The organism is Planosporangium mesophilum (assembly GCF_016863255.1).
Classification (GTDB): Bacteria; Actinomycetota; Actinomycetes; order Mycobacteriales; family Micromonosporaceae; genus Planosporangium; species Planosporangium mesophilum.
Genome location: NZ_BOON01000045.1, coordinates 38666 through 61169, shown reverse-complemented (window position 1 = coordinate 61169; position 22504 = coordinate 38666). Strand labels below are relative to the sequence as shown.

Genomic DNA, 22504 nt, shown 5'->3' with positions numbered 1-22504 from the left:
AACCTAACGGGCGACCGAGCCACCCCACGCGCGGCCATTTCAGCACGTGCGCCGCGTTCGAGCGGCGCATCGAAACGGTGGCAACGATAGGCAAACTGTTGACAGTCGACAGTGACCTGCCTAACATTCGGTCCATCGCCAGTTCGTCTGACGTCCTCGGCGCAAGCGTTCCCTGAGGCTCTCGCTCGACCCGACCGGCACGGTCACGCGCCGGTGCTCGCGTACCCAAAACACTTCTCAGGAGGCCAAGCGTGGCCAATCTCGTCGCCGGTATCGGCACCTCGCACAGTCCGATGCTGCTCACCAACCCGCGGCTGTGGCTGGAGCGCGCCGACCAGGACCGCCGCAACCGGGAGCTGCACGACCTCACCGGCCGGCACGTGACCTTCGACGAACTGCTGGAGCAGGCGGGCGACCGCTACGCCGCGCAGATGGACCCGCAGGTGTGGGAGGAGCGGTTCCAGACCTGCATGTCGTCGATGGACCGGCTGGCCGCCGACCTCACCGAGCTGCGGCCGGACGTCCTGCTCATCGTCGGTGACGACCAGGAGGAGGTGTTCAACGCCTCGAACCAGCCGGCGATGGGCATCTTCTGGGGCGACCGCTGGCGCACCGGCACGATGGAGGGCGCGCCCCCCGGCGAGTTCTTCGACAGCGTCAAGACCGGGTACGCGATGGACGACCACCACGAGTTCCAGGGCGCGCCCGAACTCGCCCGCGACGTCATCACCGGCCTGGTCGAGGCGGAGTTCGACATCGCCAGCCTGGCGACGACCCCGCCGAACACCGGCTTCGGGCACGCGTACGGGTTCATCATCCGCCGCCTGCTGGGGGAGCGGCCGGTGCCGGTGGTGCCGATCCTGCTCAACACGTACTACCCGCCCAACCAGCCGACGCCGTCGCGCTGCTACGACTTCGGCGCCGCGATCGCGCGGGCGGTGGAGGCCAGCCCGGTCGACGCCAGGGTCGTCATCGTCGCCTCCGGCGGGCTCAGCCACTTCGTCGTGGACGAGGAGATCGACCTCCAGACGCTCGACGCCATCCGCAACAACGACGAGAAGCCACTGCGCGAGCTGCCCGTCGAGCGGCTCCAGAGTGGAGCGTCGGAGATCCGCAACTGGGTCGCCGTGGCCGGCGCCATGCAGGGCCGCGAGGTGGCCTGGTCGGAGTACGCGCCGTGCTACCGCACGCTCGCCGGTACCGGCTGCGGCATGGGGTTCTTACGGTGGGCCTGACCGCCGCGGCGGACCCGGCGCCGGCCCGCGACCCGGCCCGCGACCCGGCGCCGGCCGCGCTGCTGGACGTACGCGACGTCAGCGTCCGGTTCGACGGCGTGGTCGCCCTGGACGGACTGTCGTTCCAGGTGCCGCCCGGGAAGATCTGCGGGCTCATCGGCCCCAACGGCGCCGGCAAGACGACGATGTTCAACGTCGTCAGCCGCGTCTACAACGCCACCTCCGGCCAGGTCCTGCTCGACGGCCAAGACCTGCTCGCGCTGCCGCCGCACAAGATCGCGGCGGTGGGCGTGGCCCGGACGTTCCAGAACATCGCCCTGTTCGGATCGATGACGGTGCTCGACAACGTCGCCGTCGGGGCGCACTCCCGGGGCCGGGCCAACTGGCTGACCGCCGCGCTGCGGATCGGCAGCGCCTCCGACAGCGCGGACGCCCGGGCCGACGCGATGGAGCTGCTGCGCCGGCTGGGCCTGGACTCGCTGGCGCTGCGACCGGTGGCCGGGCTGCCGTTCGGCACCATGAAGCGCATCGAGCTGGCCCGCGCGCTCGCGGCCCGGCCGCGGCTGCTGCTGCTCGACGAGCCGGCCAACGGGCTCACCCACAGCGAGGTGGACGAGCTGGGCACCACGATCCGGATGCTGCGCGACGAGTTCGGGCTGGCCGTTCTGCTGGTCGAGCACCACATGAAGCTCGTGATGGGCATCAGCGACCGGGTCACCGTGCTCAACTTCGGCCGCCGGATCGCCGACGGTACCCCGGCCGACGTGCAGCGCGATCCCGCCGTCATCGACGCGTACCTGGGGAGTGGTGACCGTGACCGGGACTGACCCCCTCCTGCGGGTGGCCGGCCTGCACGCGGCGTACAGGTCGGTGAAGGTGCTGCACGGGCTTGACCTCGAGGTACGCCGCGGCGAGGTGGTCGTCCTGCTCGGCGCCAACGGGGCCGGCAAGACCACCACGCTGCGCGCGCTCTGCGGGATGGTCGACACCCAGGGCTCGGTCCTGCTCGACGGCGTCGAGCTGGTGGGCCGCAGCACCGAGTGGATCGTCCGGCAGGGCATCGCGCACGTACCGCAGGGGCGCGGCATCTTCGGCGTGCTGACGGTCGAGGAGAACATGCGGGCCGGCGCGTGGGGCCGCCGCGACGCCAAGGGCGTCGACGCGGACATCGAGCGCTGGTACGGGGTGTTCCCGCGGCTGGCCGAGCGCCGTCGCCAGCGGGCCGGCGGCATGAGCGGCGGCGAGCAGCAGATGCTCGCGGTGGCCCGGGCCCTGATGGCGCGGCCGAAGCTGCTGCTGCTCGACGAGCCGTCGCTGGGCCTGGCCCAGATCGTCACGCGCGGGCTGTTCCGGCAGCTCGAGGAGATCAACCGCGATGAGGGCATGTCGATGCTCATCGTGGAGCAGAACGCCGAACTGGCGCTGTCGTTCGCGCACCGCGGCTACGTCATCGAGTCGGGTCACATCGTGCTCGGCGGCCAGGCCGCCGACATCCGAGCCGACGAGGGCATGCGCCGTGCCTACCTCGGGTACTGAAGGGACGGCGGAGTGAGTCCCCACATCGGAAACGTGTCGTACCTGTTGTCGCTGTTGACGACGGGGCTCACCAGCGGTGCGCTGTACGCGTTCGTCGCGCTCGCGATCGTGCTGGTGTACAAGACGACCACCCACATCAACCTCGCCCAGGGCGAGATGGCAGCCCTCGGCGCGTTCATCGTGCTGGCGCTCACCCGGTACGGCGTGAACGTCTGGCTGGCGCTCGTGATCTCGATGGCGCTGTCGTTCGGACTCGGCGCGGGTATCGAGCGGGGGCTGATCCGGCCGCTGGAGCGGCGGGGCATCTTCCCGGTCGTGCTCGCCACGCTGGCGCTGTTCCTCGTCATCAACGCCGTCATGGCGATCATCTGGGGGACCCAGCCGGTACCCGCCCCGGCGCCGCTGCCCAACGGCCTCGACGCGAAGATCGACATCCTGGCCGGTCCGCCGCCGTTCTTCCTCACCTACCGGGCGCTCGGCACGTACGTGATCCTGCTGGCCGTCCTGGCCGGACTGTGGCTGCTGCTGGAGCGCACCAAGCTGGGCCTGGGGTACCGGGCGGTGGCCGCCAACCGGGAGGCCGCCCAGGTGCTGGGCATCCCGGTCGGGCGGATGCAGATGCTCGGGTGGGGAATCGCGGCGGCGCTCGGCACGGTCGCGGCGGTCCTGGTGGCCGAGACCGTGAACACCCTCGACTTCAACGTGATGGGCTCGATCCTCATCTTCGGCCTGGCCGCGGCCACGCTCGGCGGGTTCGACAGCGTGCCCGGCGCGGCCGTCGGCGGTCTCGTACTCGGAATGATCGTGACCTTCGTGCCCGGCCTCTTCACCGTGATCGAGGGCGACCTCGGCCTGATCATCGCGCTCGCCGTGGTGCTCGTCGTGCTTCTCGTCCGGCCGCAGGGTTTCTTCGGCACCAAGCCATTGGAGCGGGTATGACGCCACGGGTCATCGTCGAGGGGTCGCGCCGGCACCGCGCCTGGCAGGGCGCCGGCCTGCTGCTGGCGGCCCTGGTCGTCATCGCGCTGCCGGTGCTGCTGGACGACTTCCGGCTCGGGCAGTTCGCCCTGGTCATCGCGTACTCGGTGGCGGTGCTCGGGCTGAACCTGGTGTCCGGGTTCACCGGCCAGGTGTCGCTGGGCCACGGCGCGTTCTTCGGCATCGGCGCGTACACCACCGCGATCCTGTTCACCGACCACGGCTGGCCGTACCTGGCGACGCTGCCGGTCGCGGCCCTGCTCGGCCTGGTACTCGGGTTCCTGGTCGGCATGCCCGCGCTGCGGCTGCACGGCCTGTACCTCGCGGTCGTCACCCTCGCCGTCGGTGTGGCATTCCCGGTCCTGCTCACCCAGCCGATCGCCAACAAGCTCGGCACCGGCGGGGTGGCCGGCAAGACGGTGTTCGTCAACTGGACCAAGCCCGCCTGGTTCACCCTCGACGTGTCCAACCTGGGCTGGAAGTACCTGGTGATGGCGGCCGTCGCCGCGCTGCTGTTCTGGCTCGCGACCGGCGTGCTGCGCAGCCGCGTCGGGCGGTCGCTGACCGCGCTGCGCGACAACGAGACGGCCGCCGCCGTCTCCGGCGTCTGGCCGGCGGAGGTCAAGACCGTCGCGTTCGCCGTCAGCGCGATGTACGGGGCCCTGGGCGGCTCGCTCTACGTGCTCACCACGCCGGTGGTGAGCCCGGCCGGCATCGGGTTCGCCATCACGCTGCTGTTCATCACCGCCATGGTGCTGGGCGGCGCGACGACGGTCGCCGGCGCCTGGATCGGCGGTCTGGCGATGGTGTTCCTGCCGTACTACACCTCGCAGTGGGCGGGCCAGGTCGGCTTCCTCGCCAGCGTCACCGACCAGCCCGGCCTGTTCTCCAACGTCATCTACGGCGTGATCCTGATCGTGTTCATCTACTTCCTGCCGCAGGGCCTCGCCCCGTTCTTCACCAAGGCGCGCTCGCGGTTCGTGGCGATCGTGCCGGCGGCCGCCGCGCCGGCCCTGCCCGCAGCTGCCGAGGCACCGGCCGTGCCCGCCTCACCCGCCCCTTCGCCAGGCCCGGTCCAGTCCGGACGCTGAGCCTCGTCCCCGCAGTTCCGAAATCCCCGCAGTTCCGAACAGGAGATACGCCTATGAAGATCCGTCCGGCCGCGGTGGCCACCGCCGGCTTACTCGTACTCGGCCTGGCCGCCTGCGGCAACAGCAAGAGCCAGAGCACCGGTGGCAGCACCGACTCCGGCTCCGCGTCGGGGACGTTCACCGTGAGCACCAACGGGTGCCCGGCCGACGCCACCAAGGAACTCGCCGCCGGCGAGACCATCAAGATCGGTACCAGCCAGCCGCTGAGCGGGCCGCTCGCCAGCGCCGGCCTCGGCATCAACGGCGTCCGCGCGTACTTCGAGCGGATCAACCGGGCGGGCGGCATCAACGGGCACAAGCTCGAGCTCGTCGCCAAGGACGACGCGTTCGACGCCGCCCGCGCCGTCTCCAACGCCCAGGCGTTCACCGGACCGGAGAAGGTCTTCGCCAACCTGATGCAGGTCGGCACCCCGGCGATCCGGGCCACCCAGCCGATCTACGAGGCCGCCTGCGTGCCGCAGCTGTGGGCGATCGCCACGTCGGCGACGCTCGGCCACGACCCGGCCGGGCACCGCTGGACGGCGAACGTCATCCCGCCGGCACCGGTCGAGTCGAAGGCGATCGCGGACTACATCGCCCAGACCAAGCCGGGCGCCTCGGTCGTCGAACTGGTCGGCCCGGAGGACCTCGCCAAGGACTTCCACGCCTCCTTCCCGAAGGCGGCCAAGGACGCCGGCCTGAAGGTCCTCGACCCGCAGACCGTCCCGGCCGGCGCGACCAGCGTGGAGACCCAGGTCGCGGCGATGGTCGCGGCCAAGCCGGACGCCGTCTTCCTGGAGACCCAGCCCAACTACTGCCCGGGCTTCCTCACCGCGCTCGCCCGCTCGGGGTACAAGGGCATCATCGCCGTCAACTCCTCGTGCAACGGCGCCGGCCAGTGGATCAGCCCGGTGGACCCGGCCGGTGACGGCCTCGTCACGCCGATGTTCCGCAAGGACCCGGCCGACCCGCGGTACAAGGACGACCCGGCCATGCAGGAGTACCTGAAGGACCTCGAGGCGATCGGCGCCTCGAAGAACGCGCCGGTCGGCAACGTGCTCGACGGCTACAACCACGCGGTACTGCTGGTGCAGAACCTCAAGGACGCGGCGGCCATGAAGGGCGGCCTGACCCGCGCCAACCTCATGACGGCGGCGTGGAACACGAAGATCAGCCGGCCGCTGGAGCTTGAGCCGAACAACGCCACCGCCGGTCCGGACGACCCGTACCTGGTCGAGTCGGGCGAGATCGTCCAGTACAGCGCCGCGACCAAGGGCTGGACGACGAAGTCGAAGTTCGCCTTCGAGGGCAAGACCAACCAGTTCAAGTAGGTCGCCGGGGGGCCGCGTCGGCGCTGGCCGACGCGGCCCCACCAGCAGCCGGCCAAGGGGAGGACGAGGACGTGGACACAACGCTCGATCGCCGCGACATCTACGCGGACGGCCGGTTCCAGCCGACCACGTCGACCGGGACCGTCCCGGTGGTCAACCCGACTACCGAGGAGGTGCTCGGCAGCGTACCCGCGTCGGGCGACCAGGACGTCGACACCGCGGTCGGTGCCGCCCGCCGGGCGTTCTACAGTGGACCGTGGGGCCGCGCCACGCCGGTGGAGCGGGCCGACGCGATGGACAGGCTCGCCGCGGCGCTGGAGCGCCGCGGCGACGACCTCGCCCGGCTCGTCAGCCAGGAGATGGGCATGCCGCTGGAGCTGTCCCGCTTCAACAACATGTTCGGCCCGGTCAGCACGCTGCGCTACTACGCCGGGCTGGCGCGGGAGTTCCAGGCCGAGGAGACCCGTACCGCGGTCAACTACCCGGGCCGTACGGTGCTGCGCCGGGAGCCGGTCGGCGTGGTCGGCATGATCGCGCCGTGGAACTACCCGCTGCAACTGGCGATGACCAAGCTGGCGCCGGCGCTGGCGGCCGGGTGCACCACGGTGCTCAAGCCGGCACCGGAGACGGCGCTCAGCGCGTACCTGCTGGCAGAGGCGGCCGACGAGGCGGACCTGCCGGCGGGGGTGTTCAACCTGGTCACCGGCCTCGGCGCCACCGGTGAGCTGCTGGTACGCCATCCGCAGGTGGACAAGGTCGCGTTCACCGGCTCCACCACGACCGGTCGGCGCATCGCGGCCATCTGCGGCGACAAGCTCGTACCGGTCAACCTCGAACTCGGCGGCAAGTCCGCGGCGATCGTCCTCGACGACGTCGACCTCGACGCGATGCTGGCCCAGTTGCCGTTCCTGACGTTCGGCAACTCCGGGCAGACCTGCTTCGCCATGACCCGCTTCATCGCGCCCCGGTCCCGCTACGACGAGGTCGTGGGCGGGCTGGAACGGTTGGCGACCTCCCAGGTGCTGGGCGACCCCCTCGACCCGGCGACGACGATGGGTCCGCTGGTCACCGAGCGCCAGCGGGCGCGGGTCGAGTCGTACGTGCGGCTGGGTACCGGCGCCGGGGCCAGGGTGGTCACCGGTGGGCGGCGCCCGCCGGAGCCGGGCCGGGGGTACTTCTTCGAGCCGACCGTCTTCGCCGACGCCGACAACTCGATGCCGATCGCCCGCGAGGAGATCTTCGGCCCGGTCCTCACCGTGATCCGGTACGACGACGAGGCGGAGGCGGTGGCGATCGCCAACGACTCCGACTACGGGCTGGCCGGATCGGTCTGGACCGGCGACCCGGAGCACGGGCTCGACATCGCCCGCCGGGTCGAGGCCGGCACCTTCGGCGTCAACCAGTACATCCCCGACCTGGGCTCGCCGTGGGGCGGCTACAAGGCCAGCGGCATGGGCCGGGAGTACGGCCCCGAGGGGATGGCCGCCTACCTGAAGACCAAGGCGGTCTTCACGCCGCTTGCAACGTCGGATTAATTGAGAGGTCGCCATGAGATTTGAAGACGTTCTGAGCCTCGACCCCGCCGCACTGCGATGCCCGTTCACCGGCTACGCGGACGCCCGGGAGAAGGGCGTCTACTTCTCGCCCGAGGCGAACGCGTACGTGGTGAGCCGCTACGCCGACGTATCGCAGGTGCTGCGGGACAGCCGGACCTACTCCTCGTCGATCACCACGGGCGCGCCGAAGCCGCCGCCGGACAGCGAGATGGCCAAGTACATCCCGTTCCTGCTGCTGTCCGACGACCCGGACCACGCGCGGCGCCGCTCAATCGTCAACCGCGCGTTCGTACCGGCGAAGCTGGCCGCCTGGGAGCCGCTGGTGCGGTCGCTGTGCACCCAGATCGTCGACGGGCTCAGCGGCTCCGAGGTCGTGGAGTTCATCGACGCCTTCGCCGTACCGCTGCCCATCACCGTCATCACCCACGTCCTGGGCGTACCGCCGGCCGACGCCGGCCGCTTCCGGAGCTGGTCGGATCAGCTGGCCGCCTCCATCGGCGCGCACAACGTGGACCCCGGCGAGGTGCTGCGCATCGCCAAGGAGTTCGCCGCCTACCTCGGGCCGCTGCTGGACGAGGCGCGCAACCGCGAGCAGAACGACATCCTGGCGATCATCGCCGCCGCCGAGGCCGCCGGCGAGCTGCCCCGGCACGACGCCGCGCGGTTCGTCATGGAGCTGCTGATCGCCGGCAACATCACCACGACCCACCACCTGTCCAGCACGTTGCTGATGCTCGCCCGCAACCCGGAGCTGGCCGACAGGTACCGCGGGGATCCGGACACCATCCCCAAGCTGGTGGAGGAGTCGCTGCGGCTGGAGGCGCCGATCCAGGGCTTCTTCCGGCTCGCGACCGCCGACGGCGAGGTGGGCGGCGTCAAGATCCCGGCCGGCTCCCGGGTGATGGTGCTGTACGGCTCCGCGAACCGCGACGGCGCCACCTTCGACGACCCCGACACGCTGCGGCCCGAGCGCGCCAACGTCACGACCCACCTGGCCTTCGGCCGCGGCATCCACGCCTGCCTCGGCGCCCCGCTGGCGCGCATGGAGAGCCGGATCGCGCTGGAGACACTGCTGTCCCGGACGACCTCGATCGAGCTGGCCGAGCCCGCGGACAACGTCGAGTACCTGCCCAGCTTCGTCAACCGCGGGCTGCGCGCCCTGCCGCTGCGCGTAACGTGGGTCAGGTCATGAGTGCTGCTCCACTGCACGGTACGTCGGCGATCGTGACCGGCGGCGCCCGTGGACTGGGTGCGGCCATCGCCGCGCAGCTCGCCGCCGACGGCGCGGACGTGACCGTGTTCGACGTGCTTGCCGTACCCGACGGTGCGGTGGCCGGGCGGATCGTGGACGTCACCGAACCCGACCAGGTCGACGCGGCCGCCGCCGAGGTGGCCGAGCGCTGCGGCGGCATCGACATCCTGGTCAACAACGCCGGCGTGCTGTCCGGTCGGGCGCCCTACACCGAGCTCGCCAAGGACGAGCTGATGCGGTTCCTGACCGTCAACGTGGGCGGGTACGTGATCACCACCCAGGCGTGCCACCCCTGGCTGGTACGCAGTGACCGGGGCCGCATCATCAACGTCGCCTCCCGCACCTTCTTCACCGGCGCCCCGGGCCAGCTCGGGTACGTGGCGAGCAAGGGCGCGGTCCTCGGCATGACCAGGGTGCTCGCCAAGGAGCTCGGCCCGCACGGCGTCACCGTGAACGCGGTGATGCCCGGGCAGGTGGACACCCCGGGAACGCGTGAGCACTCCGACGACGCGGTGTTCAACGCGACCATGCGCCAGCAGGCGATCCAGCGGCGGGTACAGCCGGACGACCTCGCCGGCCTCGTGGCCTTCCTGGCCTCCGACCGGGCAGCGATGATCACCGGCCAGACGATCGTCGTCGACGGCGGCGGCTACCTGCACTGATCTCCCCGAGGGAGGGCCCATGTCATCAACCGAACCCGTCAGCCTACTGGTGGCCGGCAGGGACGTGATCGCCGACGACGTCGTCGTGCTGACCCTGCGGGACGCGGGCGCCAACGAGCTTCCCGAGTGGACGCCCGGCGCGCACATCGACATCCTGACCGGCGACTCGATGAGCCGCCAGTACTCGCTCTGCGGCGACCCGGCGGACCGCGGGGCGTGGCGGATCGCGGTCCTGCGCGATCCCGCCAGCCGGGGCGGTTCGCGATTCGTCCACGATGGACTATCTGTCGGGTCGACGGTGGGGGTACGCGGGCCGCGCAACCACTTCCCGCTGCAACCCGCGGAGCGGTACCTGTTCGTCGCCGGCGGGATCGGCATCACCCCGATCCTGCCGATGATCGCCGCGGCGGAGTCGCGGGGCGCGCCGTGGCGGCTGCTGTACGGCGGTCGCCGGCGCGCGTCCATGGCGTTCGTTGACGAGCTGGGTCGCTACGGCGACCGGGTGCTGATCCGGCCCGAGGACGAGTACGGCCTGCTGGACCTCGCCTCGGTACTCGCGCAGCCGCGCACCGACACCCTGGTCTACGCGTGCGGGCCGGAGCCGCTGCTGCGCGCCGTAGAGGAGCACTGTGGACACTGGCCGGCCGGCAGCCTGCACGTGGAGAGGTTCACGGCCAAGACGTTCGACGACGAGCCGGCCGGGGCCGACACCTTCGAGGTGGAGTTCAAGCGCTCGGGGGTGACCGCAACGGTACCGCCGGACAAGAGCATCATGGAGGTCGCCGAGGAGGCCGGCATCTTCGTCCTGTCCTCCTGCATGGAGGGCACCTGTGGCACCTGCGAGACCACCGTGGTGGAGGGCGAACCGGTCCATCGGGACTCCATCCTGACCCCGCAGGAGCAGGCCGCCGGGGACACCATGATGATCTGTGTGTCCCGGTGCCGTTCGCCTCGGCTGGTACTCGACCTGTAGCCCGCCGTGCCTGGCCCGGGTGTCGTACCGCAGCACCTTCAGCCTGACCGTCGAGTGGGTCGACCACTTCCAGGCGACATAGCGTTGAGGTCATGGGCGAGTACGAGCACGTTCTTCTCAAGCGGGAGCAGGACACTGTCACCATCACGATGAACCGCGCTGCGCGGCGCAACTCCCTGTCGGCGGATCATCTCGCCGAGCTGCTGGCGGCGTTCCGCGAAACGGGGGAGACCGGCGCCTCCGGCATCGTGCTGGCCGGCGCCGGTCCAGTGTTCTCCGCGGGGCACGACTTCGGTGATGTCGCCGCCCGAGATCTCGCTGGAACCCGCGAACTGTTGCGGCTGTGCACCGACCTGATGCGGACGATCCAATCCGTGCCCCAGGTGGTGGTCGCCCGGGTGCACGGGCTGGCCACCGCGGCGGGCTGCCAGCTGGTCGCGTCCTGTGACCTCGCCGTGGCCGCGCGCTCGGCCGGTTTCGCGCTGCCCGGTGGGATGGGTGGGTGGTTCTGCCACACCCCGGCGGTCCCGGTGGCCCGGGCGGTCGGGCGCAAACGGCTGATGGAGCTCGCGCTCACCGGCGACGTGATCGATGCGGCTACCGCGCTCGACTGGGGCCTGGTCAACCGGGTCGTACCGGACGAAGATCTCGACGGCGCCGTCGCTGAACTGCTGGGCCGGGCAACGCGAGGTAGCCGCGCGAGCAAGGCGTTGGGCAAGCAGACCCTGTACGCACAGCTTGACCGTCCCGAGGCGGACGCCTACACGATCGCGCTCGAGGTGATGGCGGCCGCCTCGCAGACCCCGTCCGCCCGCGAGGGCATGGCCGCCTTCCTCGAAAAGCGCAGTCCGGACTGGCGCGATTAGCCCCGGAGGTCGGCTGGTTCCGGAGGCCGGCCAGTTTCGAAGATCGGTTAGTTCCGGAGATCGGCGACGACGGCGAAGTGGTCCGACGGCCAGACGCCGTCGACCGGGGCGGTGCCGGCGAGCCGGGCCGACCGTACCCGGCCGCGCCCCTGCCGAGCCAGGCCGACCAGGATGTAGTCGATCCGCGAGTCGGGGATCATGGTGTCGGCCTGGTAGCCGTTGCGGCGGTCCCAGGTGAAGCCGGGGTCGCCCGGGTCGGCGTAGCGCCAGGCGTCGAGGAGCACCAGCCCCGGTACGGTGGGGGCGGTGAGCAACCCGCCGAGCAGCCGGAGCTCGTCGGAGTCGGGCTCGGCATTGAGATCGCCGGTGACCACCGGCGGGTACGCGCAGTCCGCCGCCTCCTCGGCGACGAACGAGGCCAGTTGCCGGACCTGGGGCAGCCGTACCTGGGAGCCGCCGGGCCGGAACGTCAGGTGGGTGGTGACCATCGGCAGGACGCCGCCCGGTGCGTCGATCCGCGCGGCCACCGCCACCCGGCCCTCGCCGGGGTCGTCGGTGGGCAGGCGTACCTCGTTCTGCGCGGCGATGGGCCAGCGGCTGAGGACCGCGTTGCCGTTGAACAGGTCGCCGTCGTCGTCCCCTCTGCCGGACTGGGCCGCGATCGCCCAGCACCAGTACAGGCCCAGCCGCTCGGCCAGGTCGGCGGCGAGGTTCCGGCCGCGGGTGCCCCATACCTCCTGGAATCCGCACACGTCCGGGTCCACCTCGGCCAGCGTCGCCGCGATCGCCTCCTGGCGGCGCTCCCACGGTCCGTAGCGGCCCCACAGGTTCCAGGTCAGGATCCGCATCCGCGCTGCCGCCCTTCCGATCCGTATGCCGGCTTCCGTCAGCCTTACCACGCCGCTCCGGTCCTGTCGCGCGGTCAGCGACGGGCGGCCCGGGTATCGATCAGCGCCTGGAGGCCGTCGAGGATGCGCTCGAGGCCGAAGTCGAATGCCCGGTCGCGCCCCTCGCCGGTAGTGGCCTCGGCCATTGTGCGCGCGACGGCCGCCTCCATCCAGCCCAGCTCGTTCGGGCCGAGCGGGCGGGGGAGGGTGACGGCCTCCAGGGTCCCGTACTGCCCTGACTCTCCGACGACTATGGTGCCTTCATGTCAGCCGATGTGACCGAGCGGATCACCATCGCAGCGCCCGCTGCCGAGGTGTACCGGGCAGTGTCCGATGTGCGCCGGATGGCGCGCTGGAGTCCGGAGTGCTTCGCGGTCTGGGTGTGGTCCCGGCGCGGGGACGCGCAGGCGCGGTTCGTCGGGTTCAACCGGCGTGGGCCGTTCCTCTGGTTCACCTCGTGCCGGGTGACGGCCGCCGTGCCGGACGAGGAGTTCGCGTTCGAGGTGACCGCCTTCGGGCTGCCGGTGTCGCTGTGGGGCTATCGGCTGGCGGAAGTGCCGGAGGGCGTCGAGCTGAGCGAGTACTGGGAGGACCGCCGCGGCCGGGGAGGCCGGGTGCTGGGGCGGGTGTTCACCGGTCGGGTGGCCAACGACCGGCCGCGGGCCAACCGCGAAGGAATGCGTACCACCCTGGAGCGGCTCAAGCGGGAGCTGGAGGCCGCCTGATTCGCTCGCTGATTCGCTCACGATGCGCCGCGAAGATCCACACAGTTTGGGGAAAACCGTCCCATCGCGAGCGCGGGTAGCAGCACTTTCGCCCACACGGCGTTGATCTTCGACGATGGAGGCAACCGGACCGGTGGTGCCGAGCGTCTATATTTGTGCCGCCGGGGGCGGGCCATCGGGGCCCCGCTGGTCCGGCGCGGCGGGACAAGGGGCGTTCATGGGGGAGCGGCGGGAAAATCTGCGCGGGGCCGGAATGCGGCGCGGGCTGGGGGCGGTGGTCGTCGCGGCGTCACTGCTCGCGGCCACTGCCTGCTCGCACGGCGCACGGGCGAATGACCGGAACCAGGCCCGGCCGTCCGCCGCGTCGAGTTCCGCGCCGCCCGGCTCGGTGACGATCACACCGGGCGACGGTACGGCGGACGCGTCGCCCCGAAATCCGTTGGCGGTGACCGCGGCCAACGCCACCATCGAGTCCGTCACCGTGGTCGACGGCGGGGGCGGTCAGGTGAAGGGCCAGCTCGCCGCTGACCGTCGAACCTGGACCACCACCGACAGCCTGAAGTACGGCACGACCTACACCGCGACGGTGACCGCGGCCGACTCCGGCGGTAAGCAGATCTCGCAGGCCAGCAGGTTCACCACGGTCAAGCCGGCCAACCTGACCCTGCCGTACCTGCAGGCGAACTCGTACCTGTCGTTGTCCGACCGCACCACGTTCGGCGTGGGGCAGCCGATCGTGGTCCGCTTCGACGAGAAGATCCCCGACCGGGCGGCGGCCGAGAAGAGCCTCCAGGTGACCACCGAGCCGAAGGTCACCGGTGCCTGGCACTGGTACACCGACCAGGAGGTGCACTGGCGGCCGAAGGAGTACTGGGCCCCCGGTACCAAGGTCACCGTCCGGGCGAACGTGTACGGCGTGCATCTCGGCGGCGGCCTCTACGGCCAGCAGGACAACGGCGCGTCGTTCGTCATCGCCGACAAGCACGTCGCGATCGCCGACGACAACACCCACCACATCCAGGTCTTCATCAACGACAAGCTGGACCGTACGGTGCCGACGTCGATGGGCAAGAACGAGAGGGTCCGGGGCAGCAACGGTCAGTGGCTCGACTTCCGTACCCGCAGCGGCGTCCACGTCGTGCTGGGCACCGAGTCGCGGACCCGCATGACCGGTGCCAGCTGGGGCCTGGGCGACGACAGCTACGCCCTCGACGTCAACTACACCACCCACCTGTCGTATCAGGGCGAGTACCTGCACGAGGCGACCTGGAACGTCTGGAAGCACGGCAAGCAGAACGACTCGCACGGCTGCCTGAACCTCGGTACCACCGACGCCAAGTGGTTCATGAACACGTTCATCCCCGGTGACATCGTCGAGGTGAAGAACACCGGCATCCAGCTCGACAACATGGACGGGTTGACCGACTGGAACATGCCGTGGCAGCAGTGGCTGGCCGGCAGCGCGCTGGGGGAGAGCTGACCGGTCCGTCCCGCCATAAATGCGTTGAGTGATCCCGCGTCCCGGCGCAGGCTGGAGATCCGCCGTCAAGTCTGGGGATCCTTCCGATGCGCCTGTTCCGCGACCTGTGGACGACGTCACCGCGCCGTACCGCGCTCGTGGCCTGCCTGATCGTGCTCGGTGCGGGCGGCCAGGCGGCCGCGTCAGCGCTGGCCGGCCCGGTGCTGCTGCACCGCTCGGCCACGCTGTTCGCCGTGCTGGCCGTGGCGCTGGTCGCCGTCGTGCTCAGCGACCTCGCGGTGGGCCTGATCGTGGCCGGGCTGACCGCCGACTGGGCCGCCGACGTGCGCCGCCGGCTGTGCCGGGTGGCCTTCGGGCAGGACCTGCCGGCGCTGGAGAACACCCCGGTCGGTGAGCTGCTGGACCGCATCGACGGCGACGTCTACCAGGTCGCCTCCGAGCTGCGCGGCAGCGGCGTACGGATCGCACAGTCGCTGGCCATCGGGGTGCTGTCGATCGTCACCGCGCTTGCGGTCTGGTGGCCGGCCGGCGTGGGGATGCTGATGCTCGCCGGGCTGCTCGCGGTCGGGCTGAACGCACCCACCCGGAAGATCTCCCCGGCGCGGATGGGCGAGGAGGAGGCCTGGTCGGACCTTGCCGCGGTGATGGAGGAGTCGATCCACGGGCAGGACGACGTCCGTACCAGCCTGGCCAGGCCGTACGTGCTGCGCCTGTACGCGCAGCGGGCCAGCCGGGTGCTGGGCCGAGGTCGGCTGGTCTGGGCGATGTCGGCCCGGGTCACCACGATCGCCTCCGGCGTGACGCGGGGCGGGATCGCCGCGGTCGTCCTCGGCGGGGCCTGGGCGCTGTCCGCGGGCTGGATCGACGGCGCCAGGCTCACCGCCGTCTGGCTGCTCGCGCTCGCCTTCGGCGGGACCGTCGAGCACATCAGCCGGATGGTGCCGGAGCTTCAGTACGCCCTGGGCGCCTGGGGTCGGGTACAGCTGTTGCAGGCCGCCCGTCAGGAGCCGCCCGGCGGGGCGGCGCCCACCGATGGCGACCTCGCCATCCGTGGCCTGACCTACCGGTACGGGGAGGCCGACGACGGGCGGCGATCGGCGCTGCGCGACGTCCACCTGACCTTCGCGCGGGGCCGTTCGTACGCGCTGATCGGCCGTACCGGGTCGGGCAAGTCCACCCTGGCCAAGGTGCTGACCCGGGCCGTGGACGTACCGCGCGGCACGGTGTTCCTCGGCGGTACCGACCTGCTCGACCTGGACGTTGAGGGCCTACGCCGGTGGATCGCCGTCGTACCGCAGCGCACCGAGATCCTGGCCGGCACGCTCGCCGAGAACATCGCCCTGTTCGACCCGGACCTGCTCGAACCGGCGGCCCAGGCGGTGCACGAGCTGGGCCTGACGCCCTGGGTGGCCGACCTGCCGGACGGGCTGCAGACCAGGCTCGGCGAGGGCGGGTACGTGCTGTCGGCCGGGCAGGAGCAGTTGGTGGCGTTCGCCCGGATCGTGGTCCGCGACCCGCACGTGGTGATCCTGGACGAGGCCACCGCGCGGATGGACCCGGTCACCGAGGCCAGGGTGCAGCGAGCCACCGAGCGGCTGCTGCGCGACCGGATCGGCATCGTCATCGCGCACCGGCTGTCCTCGGTACGCCGCTGCGACGAGGTCGTGGTGCTGGCCGACGGCGAGGTGGTCGAGGCCGGGCCGCTGCGGGAGTCGGAGCGGTTCGCGCGGTTGCTGGCCAGCAGCCGGGTTTCGGTACCCGCCCGCGAGGAGCGGGTGGCGGCGGGGCCGACCGGGCGGGTCGAGGCCGGGCGCGGTGGGCTGGCCCTGGCCGCCTCCGACGACGCCGCCTCCCCCGACGACGCCGCCTCCTCCGACCGCGCTGCTTCCGACCACGAGTGGCCGCGGCTGGACGGCGCCGTCGCCACCACGGCGGTCGCGCAGACCGTACCGCCGAAGGCCGGCCAGCCGCCGTTGCCGGAGCCGGCCCGCGCGCGGACCCTCCGCGAGATCTACCGGCTGCTGACGAACGACCCGCGGTACGGGCTCGTCTCGCTCGCGTTGTTCCTGGTCATGATGCTGCTCGCGCTGGACGGTTCGGTCCTGCCGTGGTTGTGGGCCGACCTGGTGGACGGCGTCGGTGAACCGTGGTGGCCGGCCGCCGGGATCGTGGCCGCGCTGCTGGTCACCATGCCGCTGCCGTACTACACCGCGAAGTGGTTCCCGGAGTGGTGGGTGCGCCAGATGCTGCGGATCAGCCTGCGCCTGGTGCACGGGCAGACCGGGCCGCGCCGGGTCAGCAAGCACACCCCGGCCGAGGTCGTCGCGCAGGGCGGGGACACCGAGCGGGTCGTGATTCTCGCCGACAACCTGATGGACCAGTTCGTGTGCGGGGTCATCCTGGCCGCGATGACGCTGGTGTCCGGGTCGGTCGTACCGGCGCTGTTCTTCGCCGGCACGATGCTGGTCTCCGGGCTGGCCGCGACCCTGTTCGGGCCGGTGCTGGCGCGCGCCGCGCGGAAGACGGTCGCGGCCCGCGCCGCGTTCGCCACCGCGCTGGTGTCGTCGTTGTCGGCGGCCCGCACGGTGAAGTTGGCCGGGGCGACCCGGCCGGTGCTGGCGCACCTGGCCCGGCTCGACCGGGTCCGTAGCGACCGGCAGCGGCGCGAGATCTCGATCCAGGTGTGGGCCCGGTCGACGCCGTCGGTCGCCAGCGGGCTGCTGCCGATCGGGGCGTGGGCGCTGTACCTGTCCGGCGAGCTGTCGTCCGGGGCGACCCTGGTGGCGGTCTCGACGCTGGCCGCGGCCCGCTGGTTCGCCTGGACCACCGCGTCCCTGATCTCACAGCTGCCCTCGGCCCGGGTGTGGACCCGGCGGACGGTGGCGATGTCCGGAGTGGACGCGTACTCGGCGGCCGTGCCGGCGGTCGACCTGTCGGCGGGCACGGCACCGGCCCCGGTGGCGGCGCCGCGCCACCCGCTGCGCCGGCTGGACCTGGCCGGGTTCAACGCCGTCCACGAGGACGGGACGGTCGCCGTCCGGAACCTCGACCTGACCGTCGAACGGGGACAGTTGGTGCTCGTGGTCGGACCGGTCGGTTCGGGCAAGTCGTCGTTGCTGCGCGCCCTGGCTGGGATCGTCCACCACACGGGGCAGCTGCGCTGGAACGGGCAGCCGGTCACCGCGCCGGAGATGTTCCTGCGGCCGAACCAGGTCGGGTACGTCGCGCAGCTGCCGCGGGTACTCTCCGGCACGATCGCCGACAACATCCGGCTCGGGCACGAGGTGGACGTGGCCGGCGCGGTGTCGACCGCGCAGCTGGAGCACGACCTCGCGGCCGCCGGGGGTGGCGCGGCCGCCGGGGGCGGGCTCGGGCTGGTGATCGGGCACAAGGGCACCCGGCTGTCCGGCGGGCAGCTACAGCGGCTCGCCCTGGCCCGGGCGCTGGCTCCGCGTACCGAACTGCTGATCGCCGACGACGTGTCGTCCGCGCTCGACGTCACCACCGAGCTGGACCTGTGGCGGGCGCTGCGGGAGCACGGGGTGACCGTGGTCGGGTCGACGTCGAAGCGGGCCGCGCTGGCCCAGGCCGACCGGGTCGTGGTGCTGCTCGGCGGCGAGGCCGTGGCTCAGGGTACGTGGCGTGAGCTGGAGGACCGCTGGGGTCACTTCGCGGGGTGAACCCGGCGGTCCTGCCGGAGGTCCAGTTCGTACACCTGCCCGACGAGGTCCACGCCGAAGCTGTGGTGCGGGTACGGGGACGCCGGACGGCGGTGACCAGCCGGCGGCGCTCGGACGGACAGTCAGGCGGCTCGCCGGAGGGTGCCCGGCGTCAGGTCGGCCAGGCTCGGGTACCCGTCGACCGCCATCGTCAGGTCGGCCTCGGCCAGCAGCCAACGCAGGACGTGGACGACGCCCTCGGTACCGCCGAGCGCGAGCCCGTACGTGTACGGTCGGCCGACCCCGACCGCCGTGGCGCCGAGGGCGATCGCCTTGACGATGTCGACGCCGCTGCGGACGCCGGAGTCGAACAGTACGGGCAGTCCGTCGGCGGCCTCGACCACGCCCGCCAGCACGTCGAGGGCGGCCAGCCCGCCGTTGGCCTGACGGCCGCCGTGATTGGAGCAGTAGATGGCGTCCACGCCGCCGTCCTTCGCGCGCCGCGCGTCGTCCGGGTGGCAGATGCCCTTCAGGATCAGCGGCAGCCTGGTGAGCGAGCGCAGCCAGGGCAGGTCGTTCCAGGTCAGCGGGTTGCCGAAGAGCTGGGCCCAGCGCAGCGTCGCGGCCTGCATGTCCTCCTCCGGCGTGCGCTCCAGCCCGGCCCGGAACACCGGATCCGAGGTGTAGTTGGCCAGGCAGTGCCCCCGTAGCTGCGGGAAGTTGCCGGTACTCAGATCGCGCGGGCGCCAACCGGGGATCCAGGTGTCGAGCGTGACCACGATGGCCTTGAATCCGGCCTTCTCGGCGCGCTCGACCAGGCTGGCCGCCAGTTCCCGGTCGGTCGGGGTGTACAGCTGGAAGAAGCCGGGGGTCTGCCCGAACTCCGCCGCCACCGCCTCCATCGGATCGACCGACAGCGTCGAGGCGACCATCGGAACACCGGTACGGGCCGCCGCCCGCGCCGTGGCCAGATCGCCGTGACCGTCCTGCGAGCACAGGCCGAGCACCCCGACCGGAGCCATGAACAGCGGGGACGGCAGTGTCATCCCGAACAGTTCGACGGACAGGTCGCGCTCGGTCGCCCCGACGAGCATCCTCGGGATCAGGCCCCAGCGCTCGAAGGCCCGGACGTTGGCGCGCTGGGTGTACTCGTCCCCGGCGCCGCCGGCCACGTAGGACCACAGCGACGGAGGCAGCACCGACTCCGCCCTGGCCGCCAGCTCGGAGTAGGTCATCGGGAGGTCCGGGACGACGCCGCGGAGCGCGTTGAAGTAGACCTCGTACTGGTAGCTGCCGAACGCCTCAGTCATCAACCAGCCTCCAGTCCACGATGCCGCCGCGATTGTCGCCGGGATCCGGCGGGACGCGAGCATACCCGCGTCGCGGACCCGTGGGGTCCGCGTACGCCGTACCAGGCCGTGTCCTTACCACGATCGCGAGGTGGTCTGCGTTATCGGGCTCTGAATCGGCCGGAGACCCCGATAACGCAGACGCGGTACGGATCATGAGCGGCGGCGCCCGACCGTGACCGCCGACATCAGGCTCATCGACATTGACTGAACGGTCCGACACCCCCGGCGAAAGGAGATCCTTACGGCGAAAGGGGCCGGCGCCCACCATGACGGTGGTCGTCGGCCCCGATACCCGAAGCGCCGCTACGCCCTCCGCCGCCTGGGCCGCGACACGGCCGCGACGAGCCCACCGCCGGCGCCGACGAGCACTCCACCGGCCAGCAGCATGGCGGTCACCCCCGCCCCGGTCACCGGAAGCGTCGAGGCGCCGCTGTCGCCCGACCCACCGCCACCGCCGGCCGCGGCAACGGTGACGGCGAGCTTCATCGCGTGTGCCGCACCGGTGGGGTCCACGCCCTGCGCGACCAGCGTGTGCGTTCCGGCGGCCAGGTCGCGTGGCACCGTGACGGCCTTGCTGAAGTTGCCGTCGGCGTCGGCGACCGCGGTGCCGAGTACGGTCGGCGTGGAGTAGATGGTGACGGTGACGGTCGAGTGGGGCGCGAACCCGGTACCGATCACGACGATCTGCTCACCCGGCGCGGCCGTGTCGATCGCGCCACGATCGGTGGTCAGCGTCAGATCCGTGGCGGGCGGCTCCGCGCTCACGACCGGCGCGGTCGGCACGACGGCCGCCGACGGTGCGCTGACGTCCGAGTCCATGCCGTTACCGGCGTGGGCGACGACCCTGACCGTGTACGAGGTACCGGCGACCGCGCCGAGCACGCACCGGTTTTCGGTGGTCTCGCAGGTGGCCGGACCCGGTTCGGCGGTGACCGTGTACCCGGTGATCCCCGGGCCGGGGTTGGCCGGCGCCGTCCAGGTCACCACGATGGATGACACCCCGGCGGTTGCCGTCACCGCGGTCGGCGCGCCCGGCCGCCCGTACGGTGTCGCGGTCTTCTGCGCGCTGGGCGGCGAGTCACCGCCTGCACCGTGTGCGACGACCGTGACCGTGTACTCCCGGCCGTTGGTCAGGTCGGTGATCGTGCAGCCGGTGGCCGAGGCGGTGTCGGCGGTGCAGGTCGCGCCGCCCGGCGACGCGGTCGCGGTGTACCCGGTGATCCCGGCGCCGGTGGTACCCGGCGCCCAGGCCACGTCGATCTTGCCGTCGCCGGCCTTGACCGACGTCAGGGTGGGCGCACCCGGCGCCGGCCCGACGCTGGGTGTGGCGGTGACGGTCTCGCTGCCGACCCGGTTGGCGTGCTCGACGTCGTACGCGTAGACCTGGACCGTGTACTGCTGGCCGTTGACGAGCCCGTAGAGGTCACACGCCAGGGCGTCCGAATCGGGCGTGCACTCGTACTCGCCCGGATTGGCCGTGACGAGGTACCCGTCGATGCCGTCACCGGGATCGGCCGGAGGCGCCCAGGTCACGTGCAGCGAGCCGTTGCCCGGGGTCACGGTCGGCGGGTCCGGCCTGGTCGGCGGCTGCGGACCAGGCCGATGCCCGGAGGATTCGTCCGTGCTGTGGCCGGCCTTGTTGATCGCGTCTACATAAACGGTGTACGTGTCGGGGTAGACCAGCCCGGAGATGGTGCAACTCAGGCCCGTCACGGGCCCGCAGTCGGTGCGCTGGCCGTCGCCGTTATCCGTCACCCACACCTGGTAGGAGTCCACCGGGCCGCCGTCGGCCGGCGGCTGCCAGCTCACCGACAACGCCCGCGGCCCCCGCTGGACGTCAACGTTGGCCGGCTGGCCGGGCGCGGTCGGCGCGATGCTGAACGGGAACAGCTCACTGCAGGCACCGCCGAACGAACCTGTGGCGCACACATATGCGGTGTAGTCGCCAGACGACAGGTCGGCCTGGACGTCGGCCTGGAGCACGTTGCCGCCCACATATTTCACCCCGAGCGAACTGTGGCCGGTCGCGTCGGCAATGCCCGCCTCGTACTCCGTGGTCCCCGCGAACGACTGCCATGACACGGTGACGTATCCGTTGCCGGGAACGGCCGACGTGACGACCGGCTGCCCGGCTTCGGTGATCCGGGCACGCGGCGCAGCGCTCGACGCCTGCGTCCTCGGCGCGGGACTCGCCTGGACCTGCTTGGCCTGGTCGTTCTGAGCTTGGGCCTGGGCCGTCTTGGACGGCACAGTCTTGGGTTGGGCGCGCTTCGACGGCGTGCTCTTGGCCTGGGCCCGCCTGCTCTTGTCAACCTTGGTTCGCGCGGCCTTGTCCCGGGTGGCAACTCCGCCGGCGGGTCCGCGTGCGGCGGTGTCGGCAGCACCGGTGCCTGAGGCGCCGGGCCCGGCGAACGCGGCCTGCGGACTGGCGCCGACCGTCACGACGGCGCCCAGCAGTATGGCGGCGCCCACCGTTGGCCACCGCCTGGTGGGCCGTCCGCGCGCCGCGAACACCTCGATCATGGAGAATCTCCGTAGCAGTACGTATTCTATTCGTCACAATACGTAGCTAGTGATGGCAAAAGCGGCCTTTTCGGATAAAGACCAAGGGATGACGCCTGCGTCGCGGCACTCGGTACCGGCACCGCTCTCTTCGGCGCCCGCCACATCCGGGTTCAGCGTTCTCCGGCGCTCACCGGTGACCTGCACACCATGGCGGGTGACGACGCCGCAGGTCCCGACCCACGTGCCGCCACACCTACCGGAGCGTCGGTGCAGGCATGCCGGCACGGGGAGTGACACCTACGAAGGCCGCGACGCCAACAGTGACGAGATGACCACGCAACGGACCCCTCCGGATGGATCGGCGACCGCCGGCAGCC

The 22504-nt window shown here is 71.5% G+C and carries 18 protein-coding genes; 14 read left to right on the top strand and 4 right to left on the bottom strand.

Annotated features, from left to right (window positions below):
- The first annotated feature begins 251 nt into the window (after window positions 1-251).
- From Pme01_RS23170 to Pme01_RS23120, 11 genes are all read left to right on the top strand, one after another.
- Window positions 252-1235, top strand: a complete 984-nt coding sequence (locus Pme01_RS23170) for a DODA-type extradiol aromatic ring-opening family dioxygenase (RefSeq protein ID WP_168117346.1) — start codon at window positions 252-254, stop codon at window positions 1233-1235.
- A 59-nt stretch (window positions 1236-1294) separates the two neighbouring features.
- Window positions 1295-2062 (top strand): ABC transporter ATP-binding protein, encoded by a 768-nt coding sequence (locus tag Pme01_RS23165; RefSeq protein ID WP_168117392.1) that lies wholly within the window; start codon window positions 1295-1297, stop codon window positions 2060-2062.
- Window positions 2049-2771, top strand: coding sequence for an ABC transporter ATP-binding protein (locus Pme01_RS23160; protein ID WP_239088404.1), 723 nt, complete (start codon window positions 2049-2051; stop codon window positions 2769-2771). The genes Pme01_RS23165 and Pme01_RS23160 overlap by 14 nt, the downstream gene beginning before the upstream one ends.
- Window positions 2772-2783: 12 nt before the next feature.
- Entirely contained in the window at window positions 2784-3710 is a 927-nt protein-coding gene (locus Pme01_RS23155; protein WP_168117347.1) for a branched-chain amino acid ABC transporter permease, read from the top strand.
- Entirely contained in the window at window positions 3707-4840 is a 1134-nt protein-coding gene (locus tag Pme01_RS23150) for a branched-chain amino acid ABC transporter permease (protein ID WP_168117348.1), read from the top strand. Before Pme01_RS23155 ends, Pme01_RS23150 begins: the two co-directional genes overlap by 4 nt.
- Window positions 4841-4893: 53 nt before the next feature.
- Window positions 4894-6210, top strand: coding sequence for an ABC transporter substrate-binding protein (locus Pme01_RS23145; protein ID WP_168117349.1), 1317 nt, complete (start codon window positions 4894-4896; stop codon window positions 6208-6210).
- Between the two features lie 71 nt (window positions 6211-6281).
- Entirely contained in the window at window positions 6282-7745 is a 1464-nt protein-coding gene (locus tag Pme01_RS23140) for an aldehyde dehydrogenase (RefSeq protein ID WP_168117350.1), read from the top strand.
- Between the two features lie 13 nt (window positions 7746-7758).
- The gene (locus Pme01_RS23135; protein ID WP_168117351.1) at window positions 7759-8958 is read left to right on the top strand and encodes a cytochrome P450; all 1200 of its coding nucleotides are present in this window, start codon (window positions 7759-7761) and stop codon (window positions 8956-8958) included.
- A complete protein-coding gene (locus tag Pme01_RS23130) occupies window positions 8955-9680 on the top strand; it encodes an SDR family NAD(P)-dependent oxidoreductase (protein WP_168117352.1) in 726 nt (241 codons plus the stop codon). The genes Pme01_RS23135 and Pme01_RS23130 overlap by 4 nt, the downstream gene beginning before the upstream one ends.
- Before the next feature lie 19 nt (window positions 9681-9699).
- On the top strand, window positions 9700-10653 hold the full coding sequence (locus Pme01_RS23125) for a PDR/VanB family oxidoreductase (RefSeq protein WP_168117353.1): 954 nt from the start codon (window positions 9700-9702) through the stop codon (window positions 10651-10653).
- Between the two features lie 92 nt (window positions 10654-10745).
- A complete protein-coding gene (locus Pme01_RS23120; protein ID WP_168117354.1) occupies window positions 10746-11519 on the top strand; it encodes an enoyl-CoA hydratase-related protein in 774 nt (257 codons plus the stop codon).
- Window positions 11520-11566: 47 nt separating this feature from the next.
- Here Pme01_RS23120 and Pme01_RS23115 read toward each other — a convergent pair whose 3' ends face one another.
- Window positions 11567-12367 (bottom strand): endonuclease/exonuclease/phosphatase family protein, encoded by an 801-nt coding sequence (locus tag Pme01_RS23115; protein WP_168117355.1) that lies wholly within the window; start codon window positions 12365-12367, stop codon window positions 11567-11569.
- 74 nt (window positions 12368-12441) lie between these two features.
- Complete coding sequence (locus Pme01_RS23110; RefSeq protein ID WP_203935818.1) at window positions 12442-12576, bottom strand: TetR/AcrR family transcriptional regulator C-terminal domain-containing protein; 135 nt, start codon at window positions 12574-12576, stop codon at window positions 12442-12444.
- Between the two features lie 93 nt (window positions 12577-12669).
- Between Pme01_RS23110 and Pme01_RS23105 the strand changes: the two genes are divergently transcribed.
- The 3 genes from Pme01_RS23105 (at window position 12670) to Pme01_RS23095 (ending at window position 18291) form a co-directional block, all read left to right on the top strand.
- Window positions 12670-13131 (top strand): SRPBCC family protein, encoded by a 462-nt coding sequence (locus Pme01_RS23105; protein ID WP_168117356.1) that lies wholly within the window; start codon window positions 12670-12672, stop codon window positions 13129-13131.
- 217 nt (window positions 13132-13348) lie between these two features.
- On the top strand, window positions 13349-14611 hold the full coding sequence (locus tag Pme01_RS23100) for a L,D-transpeptidase (RefSeq protein ID WP_168117357.1): 1263 nt from the start codon (window positions 13349-13351) through the stop codon (window positions 14609-14611).
- Between the two features lie 86 nt (window positions 14612-14697).
- Window positions 14698-18291 (top strand): ATP-binding cassette domain-containing protein, encoded by a 3594-nt coding sequence (locus Pme01_RS23095; RefSeq protein ID WP_168117358.1) that lies wholly within the window; start codon window positions 14698-14700, stop codon window positions 18289-18291.
- Window positions 18292-18413: 122 nt separating this feature from the next.
- Here the strand turns inward: Pme01_RS23095 and Pme01_RS23090 are convergent, their stop codons facing one another.
- Together Pme01_RS23090 and Pme01_RS23085 are read right to left on the bottom strand one after the other, a co-directional pair.
- Window positions 18414-19580, bottom strand: a complete 1167-nt coding sequence (locus Pme01_RS23090) for an alpha-hydroxy-acid oxidizing protein (protein WP_168117359.1) — start codon at window positions 19578-19580, stop codon at window positions 18414-18416.
- A 345-nt stretch (window positions 19581-19925) separates the two neighbouring features.
- The gene (locus Pme01_RS23085; protein WP_168117360.1) at window positions 19926-22145 is read right to left on the bottom strand and encodes a fibronectin type III domain-containing protein; all 2220 of its coding nucleotides are present in this window, start codon (window positions 22143-22145) and stop codon (window positions 19926-19928) included.
- Between the last annotated feature and the right edge of the window lie 359 nt (window positions 22146-22504).